The organism is Saccharicrinis aurantiacus (assembly GCF_001660705.2).
GTDB classification, from domain to species: Bacteria; Bacteroidota; Bacteroidia; order Bacteroidales; family Marinilabiliaceae; genus Saccharicrinis; species Saccharicrinis aurantiacus.
In genome coordinates this window covers 15,577-35,099 of the sequence record NZ_LYBV02000041.1, presented here as the reverse complement: position 1 = coordinate 35,099, position 19,523 = coordinate 15,577, and the positions used below count along the sequence as shown (strand labels likewise).

Genomic DNA, 19,523 nt, shown 5'->3' with positions numbered 1-19,523 from the left:
CTGTAAGATTTTGTTTTATTGTATTTTAAGAACCTTAAATACTTAGATCAGGTTTAATACCCTATTACTATGACTACTTGTATTTTTATAACGAACAAAAAAGCCTAGTTTCATAATTAGAAACTAGGCTTACTGTATATTAAATAGAATTTTAATTAATGCTAATAGATTTTACGAGAGCTTTTTAGCTTGTTCAGCAGCATATTTACCTGGTGTAACATTGTAGGTTTCTTTAAAGAGTTTACTAAAATGAGTTCTACTTTTAAAACCTATTAACAAACATACTTCACCAACTGGTAAACGCTCTTGAGCCAAAAGCCTAGCTCCTTTTTTTAGGCGATATGATTTTAGCAAGTCATACGGCGTTTGATTAGTTAAAGCTTTTACTTTTTGGTAAAAGTGAGTTCTATTAAGGAATAACTCTTTGGCAAATTGATCCATAACCAAATCCTGATCATCAATACTCGCTTCCATCAACTCATATAACTTATTTAAGAAAGCATCATCCTCGCTATTCTGTTTCTCATTACTTAAAGGATAATCCACCTGATAACGTTCACGTAATTTTTTACGACTTAATAATAATGTTTCTGCACGTGTTACCAAATGTAGCAAATTAAAGGGTTTTTTAATATAGGCATCAGCTCCCATTTTTAAACCTTCAATCTGATCCTCAATAGTTGTACAAGCTGTAAGTAAGATAACTGGTATGTGACTGGTTTTTATATCAGACTTTACCTTCTCACACAGTTCAAAGCCATTAAGTTGCGGCATTAATACATCACTCAAAATTAAATCGGGCCACTCTGTCTCCATAGCATTAACACAAGCCTGACCATTAGCAAACGATTTCACCTTAAAATATTTTGACAGTACACTTTCTACAAAATTTCGCATATCATCGTTATCCTCAACAAAAAACACGATAGACTCATTGAGGTCTTCATCTACCTTAAAGTTGAGTAACTCATCCACATCTTTGATGGCACTACCTGTGCGATAATTCTCTTCCTCACTAATAATTTTCTGTACCTTCTCATCGTATTGGGCATTCTTTCCATCCACGACAATTGGCAGAACAATAGTGAACTCTGTTCCTATTCCTAACTCACTTGACACCTTAATGCTTCCATAATGCATCTCAACCAAACGCTTTGAAAAAGCTAAGCCAATTCCTGATCCTCCTGTATAGGCACTATGTTTCTTCTTTGATTGATAAAAACGATCAAATACAAACGGCAGATCAACTTGATCAATTCCTTTACCTGTATCACTTACAGTGATCTCTAACTCATTACCTTTCACATGATAATTAATATTGATAGAATCGTTTGAATCAGTAAACTTAAAAGCATTATTAAGAAGATTATTAAATATCTTTTCAAGCTTATCTCTATCTGCCAATACAAACACGATATCAGTTACTTTCTCAAGTTTTAGTGTTTTATTATTATCACTGGCTAAATAAGTAAAATCATTCACTACTGATGATATAAAACCATTAAAGGTAAATTGACTGTAGTTCATCTTCAAAAGGTTTTTATCAGCCTTCTGAAAATCATGCACCTGATCAACTAATTGTGACATTTTTCCAGCCTGACGCTTTACCAAAAGCAATTGATTATTAACATCGGTATCTTTGTTAAAACGCTCTAATAATATATCAATAGGTGCAGAAATAAGTGTTAATGGTGTTTTAAACTCATGCGAGATATTAGAGAAGAATTTAAACTTAACGTCACTTACTTCTTCTGTTTTTGTTTTCTCCAGTTGTTCAATTTCTAAATTATGTTTTAAACTTTGCATGCTAATTATTGTCTTTATTATTCCAATAATCATGATGATCACTATAATTAAATAGCTTGCAATGGCCCATTTAGTTTTCCAAATGGGAGGGTGAATAAGAATTGATATCTTCTCAATATCAGTCCATTCGTCTTTAGCATTTGAGGCCATTACCTCAAGCTCGTACTCTCCCGGTGGTAAACCATTAAAGTGTAGGTATCTTTCGTCGGAAGAAATCTTCATCCATTTATCACTAAAAGGAGGCAGTCTATATTGAAGAAAATAATTTTCAGAATTTTGTAAGTGTAATGATATAAGCTCAATACCTATAATATTCTCATCATACTCAAGCTCAATAGAACGCTGTTCCTCTATACGCTTTTCTAATAATACTCGATCTCCAATGGTATCTCCTGGACTTACAATTGAGTTAAACAATTGTACATTACCAAACTCAAACTTTGGCAAATCATCAGACTCTTTAACAACCTTGGGATTAAAATAGAAAAAACCATTCTGACTAGAAGTAACTATCCTTCCATTGTCCATCATACAAGTACTATACCCGAAACCATCGTATGGCAGGCCATCCCTTTTGCGGATACGCCTAATGTTCATGTTTTTGGTATTAAGCAGATTGAGTCCACGATTGGTAGCAATCCATAGGTTATTATCATTATCACATACAATACTTTTAACCACTTCGTTTGATAATCCTTGTTTTTCAGAGAAAGAGATGAAACTAGGATGTTTTTCACTATTTATTACTTTACAAATACCTCCCTGCTCTGTTCCTATCCATAACTCTCCATTAGGAATCCGCACAATTGAAGTTACAAAGTTACTTGATATAGAATTGGAGTTCTGTTGATCTTTGGTATACTTGGTAATAACCAAATCCTCAACCAATCCACTATTTATTTTATCAATGCGCAATAGCCCTTCTGTATCCGTACCAACCCATACAAAGTCATGCAGAGGGTCAGCATAAACATAGCGAACTAAATCAAGCTTATCTTTTATAAAGAGGCTATTATTGTTCACATCTTCAACCTTTTCTACCTCTCCATTAAAACCAATAACTACTCTGAATAAACCGTTAATACAAGCTATCCACAAATTCCCCTTGTGATCTTCTGTAATAGACCGAATCCCCTTCATTTTCGGAAAACTATTTCCCTTAATTAGGCTAGCTTTTCTTTCACCAGGCTTAATTCGCAATAAACTATGAAGTGGGTAAGATGAACTTATCCAAACAATACCTCGAGAATCTACGAATACGAAAGACTCTTTTACCCATTGATCTTCTGGCAAGGAAAATGGAAGCGGTTCAAACAAATGAGTAAGGGTGTTAAATAAACCAAATCCTCCAAAATAGGCCGACACGAACACTCGATTATCATCATATGGTTCTACATTTAATATACGATTACTTGTAATGCCATATTTGTCATCCTCTTCTGACGAATGATAATAATATGGATTCTCGTTTATTGAAAAACGATATACCCCATTATTAAAAGACCCAAACCAACATCTATCATTAGCTCCAATATGAATAGTACTTGCTCTTATAGACTCAACTCCTAGATCAGACTCAACTATTTCTGGTTTAAATCCTGCAATAACACCTTTTACATTTGTTATTTTACATAGGCCATCATTGCGTTCTCCCACCCACAAATTATTGAACTTATCAATTCCCAGGGCACTTACCTCTATATCTTTTAAAACAGAAGACATTTCTCCAAACGGCTGATCAGTATTATCTAAATCATAATTAATAAACACCAGTCCTCTAGAGGCACTAATGACCATATTATTTCTATTTATTTTAATACATGAAGTACTTGAATAAATCAATTCTTTTAAGTGATGCGTAAACTCTCCTGTTTTTTTATCGAAAAGCAATGCGCCAATGGTAGACGAAATCAAATAGTTATTTTTATCTAATTCTATAACATCTCGTAACTTAATCTCTCTCGAAATATCTATTTGAGGTATATATTGATTCTTCAAAGTATAATCATGGTTAAAGATTAACACTCCATTTAATTCCGTTATACATAGAATACTTTCTTCTGTGATTAAAATCTTTCTAATGATAGGACCCGTTGTTTCTTGTTCGAATAAACTATTCGAATAAACATTCTCAATATGCCCTGTCGAATAATCATATATAGATAGTCCCTCATCAGTACCTATCCAAATATCACCATGTTTATCTTCTGCTAGACTTCGAATACGATTACTTAAAATTATTTTATCTCCCAGTCTATTCCGTGTCACCTCAAAGCCGTAACCATCATATCGATGTAGACCATCATAGGTTCCTATCCATACATAGCCTTTACTATCCTCAAGCACACACGTAACCCCATGATGTGTAAGACCTTCATCAACTGAAAGATGTTGAATGGCTTCAAAAGGCCTGCTAGTAGCTCCTAGGCATAATGAAAACGATAATAATAACGTACTAATAAAAGCCTTTATATAACTATTGGTAGCGGTTTTAAGTATATCCATTGATTATAAGCATTAATGAGAATCTATAGAGTTGGAGTGGACTACAAACATAACTTTTTTTAACTAAAAAATACTTTTACCTAATAGGTGGAGCCATCTTACTATTTAAAATGAACGTTATAAAATCAGAATCGTAAGGCATGGATTTTATAATTTAAAACTTTAAAAGAAAGATACCTTGCCCTGTTAAAGAATAACTAACAAGTAATTTTAAGAGTGCTTCAACATCAAGTTGCCTCTTTTAATGGTATTTCTGCCCAATATTTAAGCCGTATTCCTATAAAAATCCGTAACTCCTGATTTCTTAGCAACTATCATCGAAAACATTTCTATGCCCCTTTAACTTTATGTAGTATTTGTGAACAAGCAATATGGCAAACAAAAAATCAACTTAAAACAATTTGTAATTATCATTTTAACTACAAATATTTGAATACATTTTGTAGAAATCAGGGCAACGTTTATGGCATTTCCAAAAATGTTTTCTTTTTTTAGTGGGAAACTTGAGAAGCATGTTTTGGATTGCATTTGTAAACTAAGGACTTGGAGAGTGAAACTCTGCATTTCTAATATTGTTACTAGCTAGGATAGAATTCTTAATTAGTACCTGGATTGCGAGTAAACTTTTTAGTAAACTGTGATACTAAAAACTATAGATAGCCATAGTAAGTGGGAAAGGTTTGCAAACAAGGTTGCTGCATTTTAATTAATGCAGGTTCAGATGAATTCATTATTCTTATCTTATTTCTTCTTTGGACATAACTATTAACAGAAACTATATGACTGTAACAAAAGATTTCCTCCAATATGTACTAGATCTATTATCAGGATGGGGTAAAGTGCATGTAAAACGTATGTTTGGCTGTGTTGCTTTGTATCAAGACCATTTAGTATTTGCTATGATTGCTGATGATGTTGTATACATGAAAGTAGATGACTCAAACAGGCACAAATTTTCTAAAGCAGGTTCAACTCAATTAAAACCGTTTAAAAATAACGAATCTATGGTGGTTTCTTTTTACAACATTCCTCCCGATGTATTCGAAGATGCTGATGAATTTATAGAGTGGGCAAAAGAGTCTTTAGCTATCCAAAAGAAAAGAAAAAAAGACTAATCTTATTAACGTTAAATAAGTATCAACTAAGAGCAAAGTACCATCGATATTCCAAATCATAGTTGGTAGGTTCTGGCGGTCGTACATTAATTTCTGTCAGGTTGGAAAGGGTTTATGAAATCGTTGGATGAAGAAAAAAAATACAGAACTTGTTTTTTTAATACAATCTGATAAAAGAATGTAGCATTCTTTTAAAGCACTAGAAGTTACAAAAAAGTATATGTGCAAACTAACCTGTTATATTAAAAACCGGATGTGAATTTGATTACGATTTAAAATAAACCTTAACGAGATAAGTAATAACGCTGGTAGAAATACTATTTTTTTTGTTTTTCTGTAATTAGTATACAACATCCTGTAATTGCTATACAGTAGCGGAGTCTACTAGCTGTAGTTTTGTATCAGATAAATTTTTAAAGAATACAAAATGAAAAATGTAATAATCACAGGAAGCAGTAACGGATTTGGATATCTCTCAGCAAAGCTATTTGCAGACAAGGGTTACAAGGTTTATGCAACAATGAGAAATCCAGAAGGACGCAATTCTGAAAAGAAACAAGAACTGGAAAAATATTCTTCGAATATTAAAGTGGTGGACACCGACGTTGCAGATGACGAGTCGGTAAAAGTTGCAATGGACAGCATAATTAATGAAGTAGGTACAATTGATGTACTAATAAACAATGCTGGTATTATGCATATGGGTATTGCAGAAGCCTTTAGCATTGATCAGGCAAATCAATTGATGAATGTAAACTATTATGGTATAATTAGAACCACCCAAGCAGTATTACCAAATATGCGTAAAGAAGGAAAGGGACTAATCATTAATACAACATCTGCCTATGGTAGAGTATTTGCTCCTTTTGCAGCAACTTACGGTGCATCTAAAGCTGCTATAGAGGCTTACACACAAAGTTTAAAATATGAATTGGCTCCTACCGGTGTAGAAACTATTTTAGTTGAACCAGGACCATTTGGAACAAACTTGGTTGGTTCATTCTCACCTGAAGCAAGAACGGAAATTGTAGAAGAGTATTCTGAGGTGCAAGCAATTTTTGGAGGTATGATGGAAGGGGTTGCTACCTTATTACAATCAGACGGTTTCCCTCAGCCTAATTTAGTTGCTGAGGCTTATTTGAAACTTGCTGAAATGCCTCAAGGCTCCAGACCTACAAGAACCACTGTTGGACTACCACTAGGAGCAGATAAGGTTAATGAATTAACGCAACCAATACAAGATGGTTCCTTGCAAGCGTACAAAATGGATTATTTACTAGAAACAAAAGTAAATTAGAATAGTGATTATCTAATTTGAAGCTGATAAAATTATATCCTTATTTATAATTCAATCTTTTAATAGGTAACGTTATTTCAAAAATCACAGTAATATCTTTTATTATTACTGTGATTTTTTTTTGAAGCAATGATTTCCTTATTCTGTAATTAGTATACAACACCCTGTAATTACTATACATCCACGAAGTATTTCGTCAGTATTTTTGTATCAGTTAAATTTTTAAACAATACAAAATGAAACGAACATGAATTTTTATCATTCTAAATTAACATAGAAGAATGATTAAAATTTATGGGAGTTCCTGAATGTCTTCAAAACTTTGAACATACAGAAATCAAAAAAATTTAAACATGAAAACAATATTAATTACTGGTGCAAGCTCCGGAATCGGGAAAACCACAGCAAAGTATTTCAACAAAAAAGGATGGAACGTAATTGCAACCATGCGAACTCCTGAAAAGGAAGAAGAGCTTATCAAACTAGAAAATACTTTGGTAACCCGCTTAGATGTTACCAACCTGGAATCAATTGACAATGCTGTAAAAGAAGGGATTGAGAGATTTGGTAAAATTGATGTTTTACTAAACAATGCCGGTTATGGAGCTTTTGGTCCGCTGGAGGCTTTCACAAGAGAAAAAATGATTCGCCAACTAAATACTAATATTATTGGAGTGTTAGATGTTACCCGTGCACTTCTTCCCCATTTCAGAGCCAACAAAGATGGTGTTATTATTAATATCTCATCTATTGGAGGTAAAACAACTTTCCCATTGGGCTCGCTTTATCATGGAACAAAATTCGCTATCGAAGGTATTTCCGAATCATTACACTTTGAGTTGGAGCCTATTGGAATTAAAGTGAAAATTATTGAACCAGGTATTATTGCAACTGACTTTGGCGGGCGTTCCTTCGATTTTAATAACGATGAAACCATGTTAGAATACCAGCCTGCAATAGAAAAACTGATGAAATTTCATAACAGTGTAGGTAATATTTCGTCACCTCCAATTGTGGTAACCAAACAAATTTATGCGGCTGTTACCGACGGAACAAACACCTTAAGATACGAAGCTGGTGCAGATGCCGTAGAATTACTTGCCAATCGGAGAAAGTTAAATGATAAGATGTTTATTGCGCGTATCAAACAACAATTTGGCTATTAAATAGATAGCAAGATATAAGTAGGATCCCTCGATTAATCACACAATTAGTAATTAGTATACAGGTTTTTGTAATTAGTATACACTGAGGCTATTAGGGCTACCTACATTTGTATAATATTAATTTAAAAAAGAAAAACATGAATTTTACATTTGGAATAGGACCACAAATTATATTCGGCGAAGGTGAATCACAAAAAATTGGTGAAATAGTAAAAAGCCTAGGAGCTGAAAAGGTATTTGTTATTTATGACCAGGGTGTCAAATCTACCGGAATAGTTGATGATATAATTACTAACTTGAATGGAGCGAATCTTAAAGTTACAGAATTCGGAGGTGTAGAAGCAAATCCCTCAGATATTACAGTTGAGAAAGCTGCTGAGATAGGTAGAGTTGCTGAAGTTGACGCAATAATTGCAATAGGAGGAGGAAGTCCAATGGATACTGCAAAAGCAGTCAACATGCTTTTGACTAATCCATCGCCAATAAACCAATATGAGGACTTCAGTGTACCTGTTTTGCCTACGAAACCCTTAATTGCTATTCCAACCACATCAGGGACAGGTAGTGAGGTTACGGCATTTTCAATAATATCTAATGCCAAAGAAAAAAGAAAATTTATTGTTGGAGGACCACAAGCCCTACCTGCAATAGCTTTAATAGATCCTGAATTAACTTATTCGTTACCAGCATCCATTACAGCATCTACAGGAATAGATGCGCTGACTCATGCAATTGAAGCCTATCTTTCATTAGGTAAAAATATTTTGACTGATCAATTTGCTTTAAAAGCGATAGAGTTAATATATAAAAACTTAGTAACTGTTTATGAAGATGGGGCGAATAAGGACGCGAGAGCAAATGTAATGCTGGGAAGTTCGATGGCCGGAATTGCGTTCGGTAATGGCGGACTTGGGTTGGTACACGCCTTTGCACATCCATTTAGCGCATACCATAAAATACCGCATGGAGTAGCTAATGCAATTGCACTTCCGTATGGAGTAAAATTTAACTCAGTTAGCTCAGCTAAAGCAGTAAAAGAGATTGGTTTAGTAATGGGATTAGATATTGCCAATTTAAGCGCTGAAGAAGCATCTAAAATAGTAGTAAACGAGTTAAAGGAACTTAATAAAAAACTCAATATTCCAACGCTTAGTGAAACTGGGGTTAAAAAAGATGACTTAAAAACTTTAGCAGAGGCTACTATGAATGAGCAAGTTCTTTTGATGGCAACTCCTAGAAAGTTCACAGTTGATGAAGCATTAGAGTTACTAAAGGAAATGTATTAATGGGTGTTTCAAAATAAACATTCTGTGTTTACTCAGGTGGAACAATCAACTTAATGAAAGAAGTCGACGTTGCTGAACTGCTTGCCAATCGTATAAAGTTAAATGATGCAATGTTCATTACCGACAACAAACAATTCGCATAATAATAGATAATAAAATGAATGCAAAAGAAGTATTTAACACCTCATTACTAGGTGGTATCGAAGTAAAAAACAGATTTATACGTTCGGCTACAAACGACCCGAATGCAGAAAACTTTATTCCCAATAAAGCAATATTTAATAAATACGAAGACCTTAGCAAAGGTGAAGTTGGGACGATTATAATGGGTTACATGGCATTTTCAAAGTCGGACCATTACGCGGGAAACTCACTTGAATTAGGTGCTGATACGGTAGCCGAGTTTAAGAAAGTAACCGATATGGCTCACGGCTACGGAACAAAAATGGTAGCTCAAATTAATCATGCAAGCACGCAGTTATATTTTCAACCGGAAGGTACTGTTTATGGCCCATCTGAATATACCGACCCGATGAACGGTATTAAAGCCACAGCCTTTTCGAAAGAACAAATTCAGGAGTTTGTAAAAGAGTTTGGACAGGCAGCTGCCTATGCCAAAGAAGCAGGGTTTGATGGCGTGCAAATTCATGGTGCACACGGTTACATGCTTAACAAATTTATGAGCCCTTTGTACAACCAACGTACAGATGAGTATGGCGGTGATGTAAATGGTAGAATGAAAATTGTACTTGATATTTTAAGCGAAATAAAAAGTACCTGTGGCAAAAACTATCCGGTGTGGATAAAGCTAAGCAGTACCGATTTTGAAGTGGACAATAAAGGTTTAAACGAAAAAGAATTTCTGGTAATTGGCGAGCAACTTGCAGCAAATGGAATTGACGCCATAGAAGTTAGTGGTGGTTCAATGGCAGGGATTCATAGTTCAGCGCGGTCAAAAAAATATGCAGCCTATCATCTTGATGCAGCCAAAAAGCTTAGCGAAAAAGTAGATACACCTATAATTCTTGTGGGCGGATTAAGAGATCTTGATGAAATGAACAACATTCTTTCGGAAACAAAAATTGAAGCTTTCTCAATGAGTCGTGCTTTAGTGAGGGAATCTGATTTGGTTAAACGATGGAAGAATGGAGATGGAACAAAAGCAAAGTGTATTGCGTGTAACAGTTGCTTTAATCCCAACGGAATTGAGTGTTTCTTTAACCTAAGCAAGGAAAAACAGCAGGAATATAGGGAGATGATGCAAGCTCAGAGCTAAACAAAAATTTTAATGAATGATGACGAATAAAACATTAATAATTGGAGCTGGCGGTCAGATTGGAAAAATTTTGGTCGACCTACTGCGAAAGAACGAAAATACCAAAGGCAACATTTACGAACTTTTTAGTGGTAAAGAAAGCATCGATTCCGTATTCTAAATGCACTCACAGTAATATAATTGAAAATTGTGTTAGTCAGGTAATAATATCAAAAAGTTTAATCAGATGGAAAATTGGTCAATGAAGAATGTTGGTTCTTTATCCAACAAAACAGTAATAGTTACAGGAGCAAATGCAGGCCTGGGTTATGAAGCAACACTTGCTCTGGCTAAAAAAGATGCTACCGTAGTTATGGCGTGCCGAAATGCGGAGAAAGCAGAAAAAGCGAAGCAAGCTATTTTGCAAAAAGCTCCGAAAGCAAAACTGGAGATTATGACACTAGATTTATCTAGTTTAAAGTCGGTTCATACTTTTGCCAATAACTTTTTGCTTAAGCATAAGCGATAGGATATATTAATGAATAATGCAGGAGTTATGAGTACTCCTTACTCAGTTACCGAAGACAATTTTGAATTACAGATGGGCGCCAATTATTTTGGACACTTTGTACTTACTGGTTTGCTTTTAGATGTTTTGAACACCACCACCGGGTCAAGAATTGTAATGCTTAGCAGCAAAGCTCATGAAAGTGGGAAGATTGATTTTGACAATTTGAATGCTGAAAAATCGTATTCAAGAATGGGAGCTTATAGTCAGAGTAAATTAGCGTGTTTGTTGCACGCTCAGGAACTAAATCGACGTCTTATAGCAGCGGGCTCAAAAACTATTGCAGTTGCTGCACATCCTGGTGGCTCAAATACCGATTTGGCACGACATATCCCTAAAGCACTTTATTTCATTCTTTACCCACTACTTCCTTTGGTTACGCATAAACCCGAAAATGCAGCATTGCCTCAGTTAATGGCATCACTGGATAACAACGTGCAAGGTGGAGATTATTTTGGGCCAACTGGTTTTGCCGACATGAAAGGTAAGCCTGGAAAGGTGAAGGCTAAACCGCATGCTTATGATAAAGCAATAGCAAAAGAGCTGTTTAATGTTGCGGAAAAACTAACTGGTTTTAACTACAAATTCTAGAATTAGAATCTAATGTGAAGATCGAAGTATATGCATTGTTAGAAGTGAATAACATCATCAAAAACAATGGATTTGTAGCTACTAGTATAACAAGTTTTATCGAGACACAATCTTTCACTAACAAGATATCATAACTTGATGTAACCCAAGAAATTCAATAACTTAAAGGAAAAAATCATAAAAGAAACCAAAATCAGATCATAATCTCGCCAAACGGGCGGGTCAAATTTAAATCAACTAGTAAAAATTAAAAAGGAGAAATATTATGAATAATATCGAAGGAAAAGTAGTAGTAATTACAGGCGCTAGCAGTGGATTAGGTGAAGAGACTGCTCGTTATTTAGCAGAAAAAGGTGCATCGGTAGTTTTAGGTGCCCGTAGAGTTGAAAATCTGGAACGCATTGCATCTCAAATTAAAGCTAAGGGAGGGCTAGCTACCTACTTAAAGATGGATGTAACAAATATCGAGGAAGTAAAGGCACTTGTTGCTAAAGGTGTAGAAGTTTTCGGCAAAATAGATGTCATCATCAATAATGCAGGTATAATGCCTTTAGCTCCTTTGGCAGCGTTGAAAGTTGATGAATGGAATCAAATGATTGACGTTAATATAAAGGGTGTCCTCAATGGAATTGCAGCTGCGTTACCACTATTTCAGGCTCAAAGCTCTGGCCACTTCATTAATCTTGCTTCTATTGCTGGTCTTAATGTCAACCCCGGCTCTGTTGTATACAGTGGGACGAAATTTGCTGTTCGAGCTATTAGCGATGGCTTAAGAAAGGAAGTGGGAAAAGATATTAGAACGACAATAATCACCCCAGGATTAATTGAATCTGAACTACAATTTGGAAGCTCGGATGAGGCAACTTCACAATTTATACAGCAAGTTTATAAAGATGCTATTCCTGCAATTTCTATTGCAAAAGCAGCGGCCTACGCTATTGATCAACCTGCAAATGTAGATATTAACGAATTGATTATTAGACCAACCGTTCAAGAGGTCTAAGTTTACATGCATGTAAATATTCTAATACAGAGTAGAATGGTCCTATATCAAAACACTTAATATATTAAGAAGATTCCAATAAGTCATAGACCACATTAACGACCTATTCAATAAAATGATGAAGTCCGATTTTCAGAATTCAAGGTCTATGACTTTAATTATCTAACGAAAACTTTGATCTGCTGTTCCAACTTAAGGACGTGGGTACAATGTGGAAAGGCTAGCCATAAAAACGCTTCAATATGCCTATGGCAATTAGTAGATAAAGAATGGAAAAGAAATAATACCCTATGGATTGGAAGTAGTATTTACAGAAGGTGCATCCTGAGAGTCTAAGGCAAAGAATATATCTGCACAGGGTATTCAAGAGATTTCTGAACTGTTTGAAATGATGGATGCCGGGTCTGATTTATTTATCCTTAGTTTCACAAATAAATATTAAGGTTAAATCCTGCGCATATGCCTAAAGGATTACGGGGAATGCATAACACATCGAAAAAATATCGTTGTAATTGCCTTTTTCTTCTTAACTGTTCTGAATTGGGATATAATTGGGTTTCTAAATTTATATTTGTAGAGATAAAAAAAAGAGCCTCCATTTAAATGGTTATTTATTTGAAATTATGAAACGAGCATTTATAACTATTCAGGTTCATCCGCCAAGGCGGAGCATGCAATGAGACACCTTAAAAATTTTAAATCTAATCGAATGAAAAATATACATCGTTTAAAAACAATTAGTGAGGCTCATGAATTTATGGGTCTGGACAAACCCAAGCATCCTTTAGTAAGTGTTTTTTATCACGAAAACATGTATTCAAACAAGGAACTGATTGAGAAAAATGTTGCTGCCGATATGTATCTAATAATTTATAAAATGCATAGCGACGCTTCGTTTGGCTATGGGCGAAATACATACGATTTTCAGGAAGGAACGATGATGTTTCTTAAACCGAGACAGGTTATATCTATACCCGAATGGGAATTTAACGATTCAGACGGAGGCTGGTCTTTGATGTTTCATCCCGATTTTATTAGAAAATCGCCACTCGGAGAGCATATGGATGATTATTCATTTTTTTCATACGATGTTCACGAAGCACTTCATTTGTCGGAAGATGAAAAACATATCATGGCAGACTTGCGTGATAAAATAATAAAAGAATATAGCCTCAACATTGATAAGCACAGCCAGAAACTAATTATTGGCAGCATTGAGCAGATACTGGATTACTGTACCCGTTTTTACGACCGCCAGTTTTATACGCGCCAAAACCTGAATAAAGATTTAGTAAGTAAGTTTGAGCATCTCCTAAAGAAGTATTACCATACTGGTATGGCGTTAAAACAAGGCGTGCCTACAGTAAAGTATTGTGGCAATGAACTAAACATGTCGGCAAATTACCTTAGCGATTTGCTTAAAAAGGAAACAGGTAGAAATGCGCAAGACCACATTCACTACTTTGTTATGGAACAAGCAAAAAGCAAGCTACTTAACTCGAGCGATACAGTTTCTGAAATTGCTTACGATTTAGGCTTTGAATACTCGCAATATTTTTCTCGTTTATTTAAAAAGAAAACAGGGCTTACTCCAGCTGAATACCGGAGTGTAAATTAAACTATAGTTAAACCTCCTTTAAAGATGCTATCTATCTCATTACAGATATGGATAGCTTTTTTTTGTAGATGAATTTCTAATATTCCAATAACAAAAGATGATTTCTTAGTAAATGTCAACTAAATTAATGTTGCCTCATATTAAAGAGGACTAATAAAACAACCTATGGCTAAGTAAGGACAAATATATTATTTTGAAGATGGCAGCCATGTAATCAAAAAAAAACGCTTAAAAGTTACTGATAGTATACAGTAAACAGATCGCTTTGAGTGCATCTTTATGCTTCAGAATACTTTCTGAGTATATGCAGACCAAGAGTTTGAAGGGCTCTAAATCCATTTAAAAAACACTTTCGGGTATAATTAAGCACAATACAGGGCTAATTATATCCGAAAGTATATTAAATCATAGCGAGATAAATGGTGCAAACTAAATTCCTATTTCTATTTTTCTAAAAATATTAGGCGTATGGTGTATACAACAAATACAATAGAAGGTGTAGACCTACAAATGCGAAGGGTGACCAAAACGAAAATAAGTATGCTTCCAAATTCTGCCAAGGGTAAATGACCGACTTGACGCAGGGGCAACACAAGTCGCCCTTGTTTGAATCTAAAAGCATACTTTTGGATGGTTTTGGTTGAAAAATAAGAAGGACACAGTTATATGGATGTTTCTAATACACCTGGTTTTTGAAAATGCATAATTGAAGGAATCCCTTTTTCTAAATCAATTCTTAAAGTACCAAAACACTGGCACTAAAGTGACGATGTAAATCAAACAGTTCAAAGAACAAACACTTTAATTCGCGTTCTCTACATTTTCTATCTTGCAAGTGATTAAACCAAATATTAGATAAAAAGCCAAGAACCAACGCACATAAAACAGCTAGAACTTCAATAATGTTATTTAAAGGTTTTGTGCTTTTTATTTAATCAAGAAATCCATCATTTTATCATCCTCCAAAAATACCTCAAAGCGCTCACCAATAGTCACTCTACCTACTCCTGCTGGTGTTCCGGTATAAATAAGATCTCCAATTTTTAGCGTGAAAAACTTAGAAACATAGGCAATGATATCATCTATTTTAAATAGCATATCATTGGTATTTCCATCTTGTCTTAATTCACCATTAACCAATAATTTAAAGTTGATATTTTGCACATCTTTAAACTTCGACTTTGGCACAAATTGTTTAGAAATACCCGCAGAAGCATCAAAGGCCTTGGCCTTTTCCCAAGGTAAACCCTTTTCCTTCAATTTTGATTGCAGGTCGCGAGCAGTAAAGTCGATACCCATTCCTATTTCATCGTAATATCTATGTGCAAACTCTGGCGCAATATGCTTACCTAAACGATTGATTTTAACCACCAATTCTGCTTCGTAATGGAAATCCTCTGCAAAATCAGGCACGAAAAATGGATCATTATTACGTAATAATGCTGTATCTGGCTTAATAAATATTACGGGTTCACTCGGAATCTGATTCTTTAGCTCCTTAGCATGGTCGGCATAATTTCTACCAATACAAATAATCTTCATAGCAATGCTTTTATTACGGACTACATTTGAAAGTTTCGCAGTTTAATTTCTGTGAAGATCTTCTTCGTGTATAATGGAAAATCTCCTTGCATAATCCAACCATAATAGCCCGGATCACTCTTTAATATATCTGTCACTTTTTTGCCTTTGTGCTTTCCAAAATTCACACATTCGTCGCCATCTTCATCGTAGGCTAAACGTCCGGCAAAATCCGCAGTTTTTCCATAAGAAGAGAATTCTGCCAAATAATCAATATCATTCTTTAAATCCTCGTACCTATCTAATTGGGCCAATAGAATCTCGTAGGTAGCTCGTGTATCAGCCTCAGCACTATGTGCATCTGTAAGCTCTTTATCACAAAAGAATTTGTATGCCGCTTCTAGGGTTCTTTTCTCCTTTTTATGAAAAATAGTTTGCACATCTACAAACTTTCTTTTTTTCATATCAATATCCACATCGGCTCTTAAAAACTCTTCTGCTATTAAAGGAATATCAAACTTATTTGAGTTATACCCTCCTAAATCACAGCCTTCAATAAACTTGGCAACCTTTTTAGCAACCTCTTTAAATGTAGGGCTATCCTTAATGTCTTCATCATAAATACCATGTATCTCTGATGTTTTTTTAGGGATATGCATCTCCGGATTAATGCGATATTTTAAGGTCTCTTCAGATTGATCTAAATTGATTTTAATAGCAGCTATTTCAACAATTCTATCCTTAGCTACATTAATTCCGGTAGTTTCTAAATCGAAAAAAACAATTGGGTTCTTTAAATTAAGTTTCATCTTATCCTTTTATCGTACCATGGATAGTTGATCCATTTGGTAAACTTATTTCTTGTTAAATTATAAATTGCTAGGTATCAAATATTGATATTTAACATTCCATTTTTAGCAATTTCAGATACAAAAATAACTTTATTAATGGGTCAAGCAATACTATTTGTCTTTTTCTAACGCATCCTCCTTTAAAGGCAGGATAAATAACATTTTCTCAGGAATAGTGGCATATAACATATCGCTAATATTCAAGCTTTCTGAGTAAGTTAGTTCTCCATCCTTATAAAAATTCAATAAATAATCACCAGGATTTAGGGCCAGAACAAAATTTGAAGAATCTCCAGAACAGCTATACATTCCAAGAAGATCGGTATTTGTAGTATCCATCAACTCCACATGCATAGAAGATGTAATTAAAGACGTACCCTCTGAATTTTGCTCAATTACACTTCCCTTTATAATAATGGGCTGAGGTTTAACTTTTTGAAAAATGAGCTTATATAAATCTCTCTGACCATAGCCTTCTGGTCTAATGGCAGAGACATAGGCGTAACGGTGATTCTTAACCCACGAAATAGAATAATTATCGTATAAATCGTTAATTGGATAACCCATATTGACAGGCTTACTCCACTCCTTTTTTTCATTGTAATCTGAATAAAAAAGATCGGCCCCACCCATTGAGTTTTCGCCGGTTGAAGAAAAATATATTCTTTTATTGCTATAACTCAGAACTGGGAAATTCTCATCGCCACTTGTATTAATGTTTTCTGAGAAAACACGCGATTCTCCAAATTCACCATTCGGCAACTTAATGGAGTAATAAATATCAGTATCACCATTCTCATTTTCTGCCGCAAACAAAAGTGTATCTCCACTAGTGGTTAAGGATACGCCAAATACCCCTTTCTTCTTTTCTGTAAGGTGTTCAAACTCCACAATGTCATTATACCTATTGTTACCCTTATACTTTGAAGATGCAAGTACCTCAGTTCCCTTTCTATTGTGGAATACAAACAGTTCTTCTCCATCAGGGTGATAGCCCGATACAATTTCATCGTACTCTGAATTGATAGCGCTCCCTAACGATTTCCCTTTTGTCCATTTATTCTTATCTCTAACGGATATATTTGCATTAAAATAATTGACACCCGCATAGGAATGATAACGCTTATCATTTGAATAAACCAGTTTGTCCTCGTTCTGTGTAACAAAGGGATTTAATTCATTCTCTTTTGTATTGATACCTGAACCTAGGTTTACAAACTCAACATCAACTGGACTTTTAACAAAGGCTTGCGCATTTAAACACCACTTAATGTACAAATCAGCTTCAATATATAATTCTGACTTTTCATTTTCTAATTTCTTAACCCTCTCAAAACCTTTTAAAGAATTCTCGAATTGATAATTATAAAATTGAGCCTTAGAATGATTTAATAAGTTAATAGCTGTGGTATCGTTAGTAATCAAAAACGAAGTATACTGCAGTGCTGCCGCTTTATCAACATTTGATTCTAAATAACACAATACCAAGTTACGGTGTAACTGTTTATTGGCAGGCATACGTCGTAAAGCACGTTCAAAGTCCTTAATGGCGCGTGAGAAATTGCCAACTTTAAGATATTGCTCTCCCCGCTTTTCATATTTCTGTGAAAATACAGAAGATGGTAAGCTTAAAGTTATTACGAGTAGAAGTTTTGCTAAATTATTCATTTTAGGTGCGATATAAGGTTATAATTACTTGAATATACATTTCTATTAGTTAATATACATTCTTCTATTGATTAATATGAACTTTTTTTACTTCAACATTGTTTTCACTTCAATTAAACTACAATCAACAAACTAATATTTAAACTACATGAAACGTCGTAATTTTATTAAACTTGCCGGAGCTGGCGCTACTGCTTTAATCATATCGCCTACTCTAGCCAATTGCGTTAGTCCGTCAAGTGCTAATTTTAAAGGACATACATTAAACGAATTACCCTACGCCTATAATGCACTAGAACCATATATTGATGCCGAAACAATGGAGTTGCACTATAGCAAACACCATAAAGGTTATTTTAAGAAGTTTACAGCAGCTATTGAAGGTAGTGAACTTGAAAAAACTCCCATGCACTTAATATTTAAGCATATTCATAAATATGATGATGCCGTTAGAAATAACGGAGGTGGTTATTACAACCATAGTCTTTTTTGGAGTTGTTTAAATCCAAATGGAGGAAGCCCTTCGGCAGAATTAGCTAAGGCAATTGATGATGATTTTGGAGGAATGGATCAGTTTAAAAAAGACTTTTTCACACAAGCTAAAACGCAATTCGGAAGTGGTTGGGCATGGTTGGTTCTTAATAAGGCTGGTAAATTAGAAGTTGGTAATACGGCCAATCAAGATAATCCTTTAATGCCGGATAGTGATATTCAAGGAATTCCATTAATTGCTTTTGATGTTTGGGAACATGCTTATTATTTAAAATACCAAAACCTACGTGGCGATTACATTAACGCTTTTTGGAATATTATTAATTGGAATGAAATTAATGAGCGATATGCAAACGCCAAATCGGGCAAATGGTTGGGGTAATATAGTTGTCAGTAGCAGAAGGCATAAACAACAATCTGTATACTTAAATACAAAGAGGGCATCACAGCCCTCTTTTTGTTGCTCAATATTTTGAAGATGCAGTTTTAACCACTTGCTAGAAACTGAACACTAATAGCTTACTCTATATCTTCGATTATACGTTCTAGGAATTCGTATTCATCTTCGTTTAATATTTTACCATTAATGTGGCGCATTTTAATTCCATTAACCACTTCAATTCCTAAATCATCTGCCTCAAAAAACTCATACTCCTCTTTGGCATGCATATTCTGGTGATTAAACGACATTTCACTATCCTCAATTTTTACAGTTAGTAAATATCCAGTAATGGCATTTTCATATATTTTGTAGTATATCTTACTCATTGTATTCTTCGCA

Annotated in this window: 14 protein-coding genes and 2 pseudogenes; 11 read left to right on the top strand and 5 right to left on the bottom strand. The window is 34.6% G+C overall.

Annotated features, from left to right (window positions below):
• Nucleotides 1-171: 171 nt before the first annotated feature.
• Nucleotides 172-4,311 carry a hybrid sensor histidine kinase/response regulator transcription factor gene (locus A8B35_RS20915; protein WP_075603930.1) on the bottom strand — a complete coding sequence of 1,380 codons (4,140 nt, stop codon included), beginning with the start codon at nt 4,309-4,311 and terminating at the stop codon, nt 172-174.
• 779 nt (nt 4,312-5,090) lie between these two features.
• On the opposite strand from A8B35_RS20915, the gene A8B35_RS20910 reads away from it, so the two are divergent.
• The 10 genes and pseudogenes from A8B35_RS20910 to A8B35_RS23940 all read left to right on the top strand — a co-directional run.
• Complete coding sequence (locus A8B35_RS20910; protein WP_075603929.1) at nt 5,091-5,426, top strand: TfoX/Sxy family protein; 336 nt, start codon at nt 5,091-5,093, stop codon at nt 5,424-5,426.
• Between the two features lie 427 nt (nt 5,427-5,853).
• Nucleotides 5,854-6,723 (top strand): SDR family oxidoreductase, encoded by an 870-nt coding sequence (locus A8B35_RS20905; RefSeq protein WP_075603928.1) that lies wholly within the window; start codon nt 5,854-5,856, stop codon nt 6,721-6,723.
• Between the two features lie 353 nt (nt 6,724-7,076).
• Nucleotides 7,077-7,889 carry an SDR family oxidoreductase gene (locus A8B35_RS20900; protein WP_075603927.1) on the top strand — a complete coding sequence of 271 codons (813 nt, stop codon included), beginning with the start codon at nt 7,077-7,079 and terminating at the stop codon, nt 7,887-7,889.
• Nucleotides 7,890-8,026: 137 nt separating this feature from the next.
• On the top strand, nt 8,027-9,175 hold the full coding sequence (locus tag A8B35_RS20895; protein WP_075603926.1) for an iron-containing alcohol dehydrogenase: 1,149 nt from the start codon (nt 8,027-8,029) through the stop codon (nt 9,173-9,175).
• Nucleotides 9,176-9,332: 157 nt separating this feature from the next.
• Nucleotides 9,333-10,451: an NADH:flavin oxidoreductase gene (locus A8B35_RS20890; RefSeq protein WP_075603925.1), complete on the top strand. Its 1,119-nt coding sequence runs from the start codon at nt 9,333-9,335 to the stop codon at nt 10,449-10,451.
• 16 nt (nt 10,452-10,467) lie between these two features.
• A complete protein-coding gene (locus A8B35_RS23435; RefSeq protein WP_171973247.1) occupies nt 10,468-10,611 on the top strand; it encodes a hypothetical protein in 144 nt (47 codons plus the stop codon).
• A gap of 66 nt (nt 10,612-10,677) precedes the next feature.
• Nucleotides 10,678-11,589, top strand: a pseudogene (locus A8B35_RS20885) (oxidoreductase).
• Between the two features lie 265 nt (nt 11,590-11,854).
• On the top strand, nt 11,855-12,592 hold the full coding sequence (locus tag A8B35_RS20880; RefSeq protein ID WP_075603924.1) for an SDR family oxidoreductase: 738 nt from the start codon (nt 11,855-11,857) through the stop codon (nt 12,590-12,592).
• A 709-nt stretch (nt 12,593-13,301) separates the two neighbouring features.
• Nucleotides 13,302-14,210 carry a helix-turn-helix domain-containing protein gene (locus A8B35_RS20875; protein WP_075603923.1) on the top strand — a complete coding sequence of 303 codons (909 nt, stop codon included), beginning with the start codon at nt 13,302-13,304 and terminating at the stop codon, nt 14,208-14,210.
• Nucleotides 14,211-14,639: 429 nt separating this feature from the next.
• Nucleotides 14,640-14,780, top strand: a pseudogene (locus tag A8B35_RS23940) (transposase); the annotation flags it as partial.
• A 357-nt stretch (nt 14,781-15,137) separates the two neighbouring features.
• Here A8B35_RS23940 and A8B35_RS20870 read toward each other — a convergent pair.
• From A8B35_RS20870 to A8B35_RS20860, 3 genes are all read right to left on the bottom strand, one after another.
• A complete protein-coding gene (locus tag A8B35_RS20870) occupies nt 15,138-15,752 on the bottom strand; it encodes a fumarylacetoacetate hydrolase family protein (RefSeq protein ID WP_075603922.1) in 615 nt (204 codons plus the stop codon).
• Between the two features lie 20 nt (nt 15,753-15,772).
• Nucleotides 15,773-16,540, bottom strand: a complete 768-nt coding sequence (locus A8B35_RS20865) for a 3'-5' exonuclease (protein ID WP_075603921.1) — start codon at nt 16,538-16,540, stop codon at nt 15,773-15,775.
• Between the two features lie 153 nt (nt 16,541-16,693).
• A complete protein-coding gene (locus A8B35_RS20860; RefSeq protein ID WP_075603920.1) occupies nt 16,694-18,250 on the bottom strand; it encodes a tetratricopeptide repeat protein in 1,557 nt (518 codons plus the stop codon).
• Nucleotides 18,251-18,398: 148 nt separating this feature from the next.
• Between A8B35_RS20860 and A8B35_RS20855 the strand changes: the two genes are divergently transcribed.
• Nucleotides 18,399-19,124: a superoxide dismutase gene (locus A8B35_RS20855; RefSeq protein WP_075603919.1), complete on the top strand. Its 726-nt coding sequence runs from the start codon at nt 18,399-18,401 to the stop codon at nt 19,122-19,124.
• 137 nt (nt 19,125-19,261) lie between these two features.
• On the opposite strand, the gene A8B35_RS20850 is transcribed toward A8B35_RS20855, so the two are convergent.
• On the bottom strand, nt 19,262-19,510 hold the full coding sequence (locus A8B35_RS20850) for a hypothetical protein (RefSeq protein ID WP_075603918.1): 249 nt from the start codon (nt 19,508-19,510) through the stop codon (nt 19,262-19,264).
• Between the last annotated feature and the right edge of the window lie 13 nt (nt 19,511-19,523).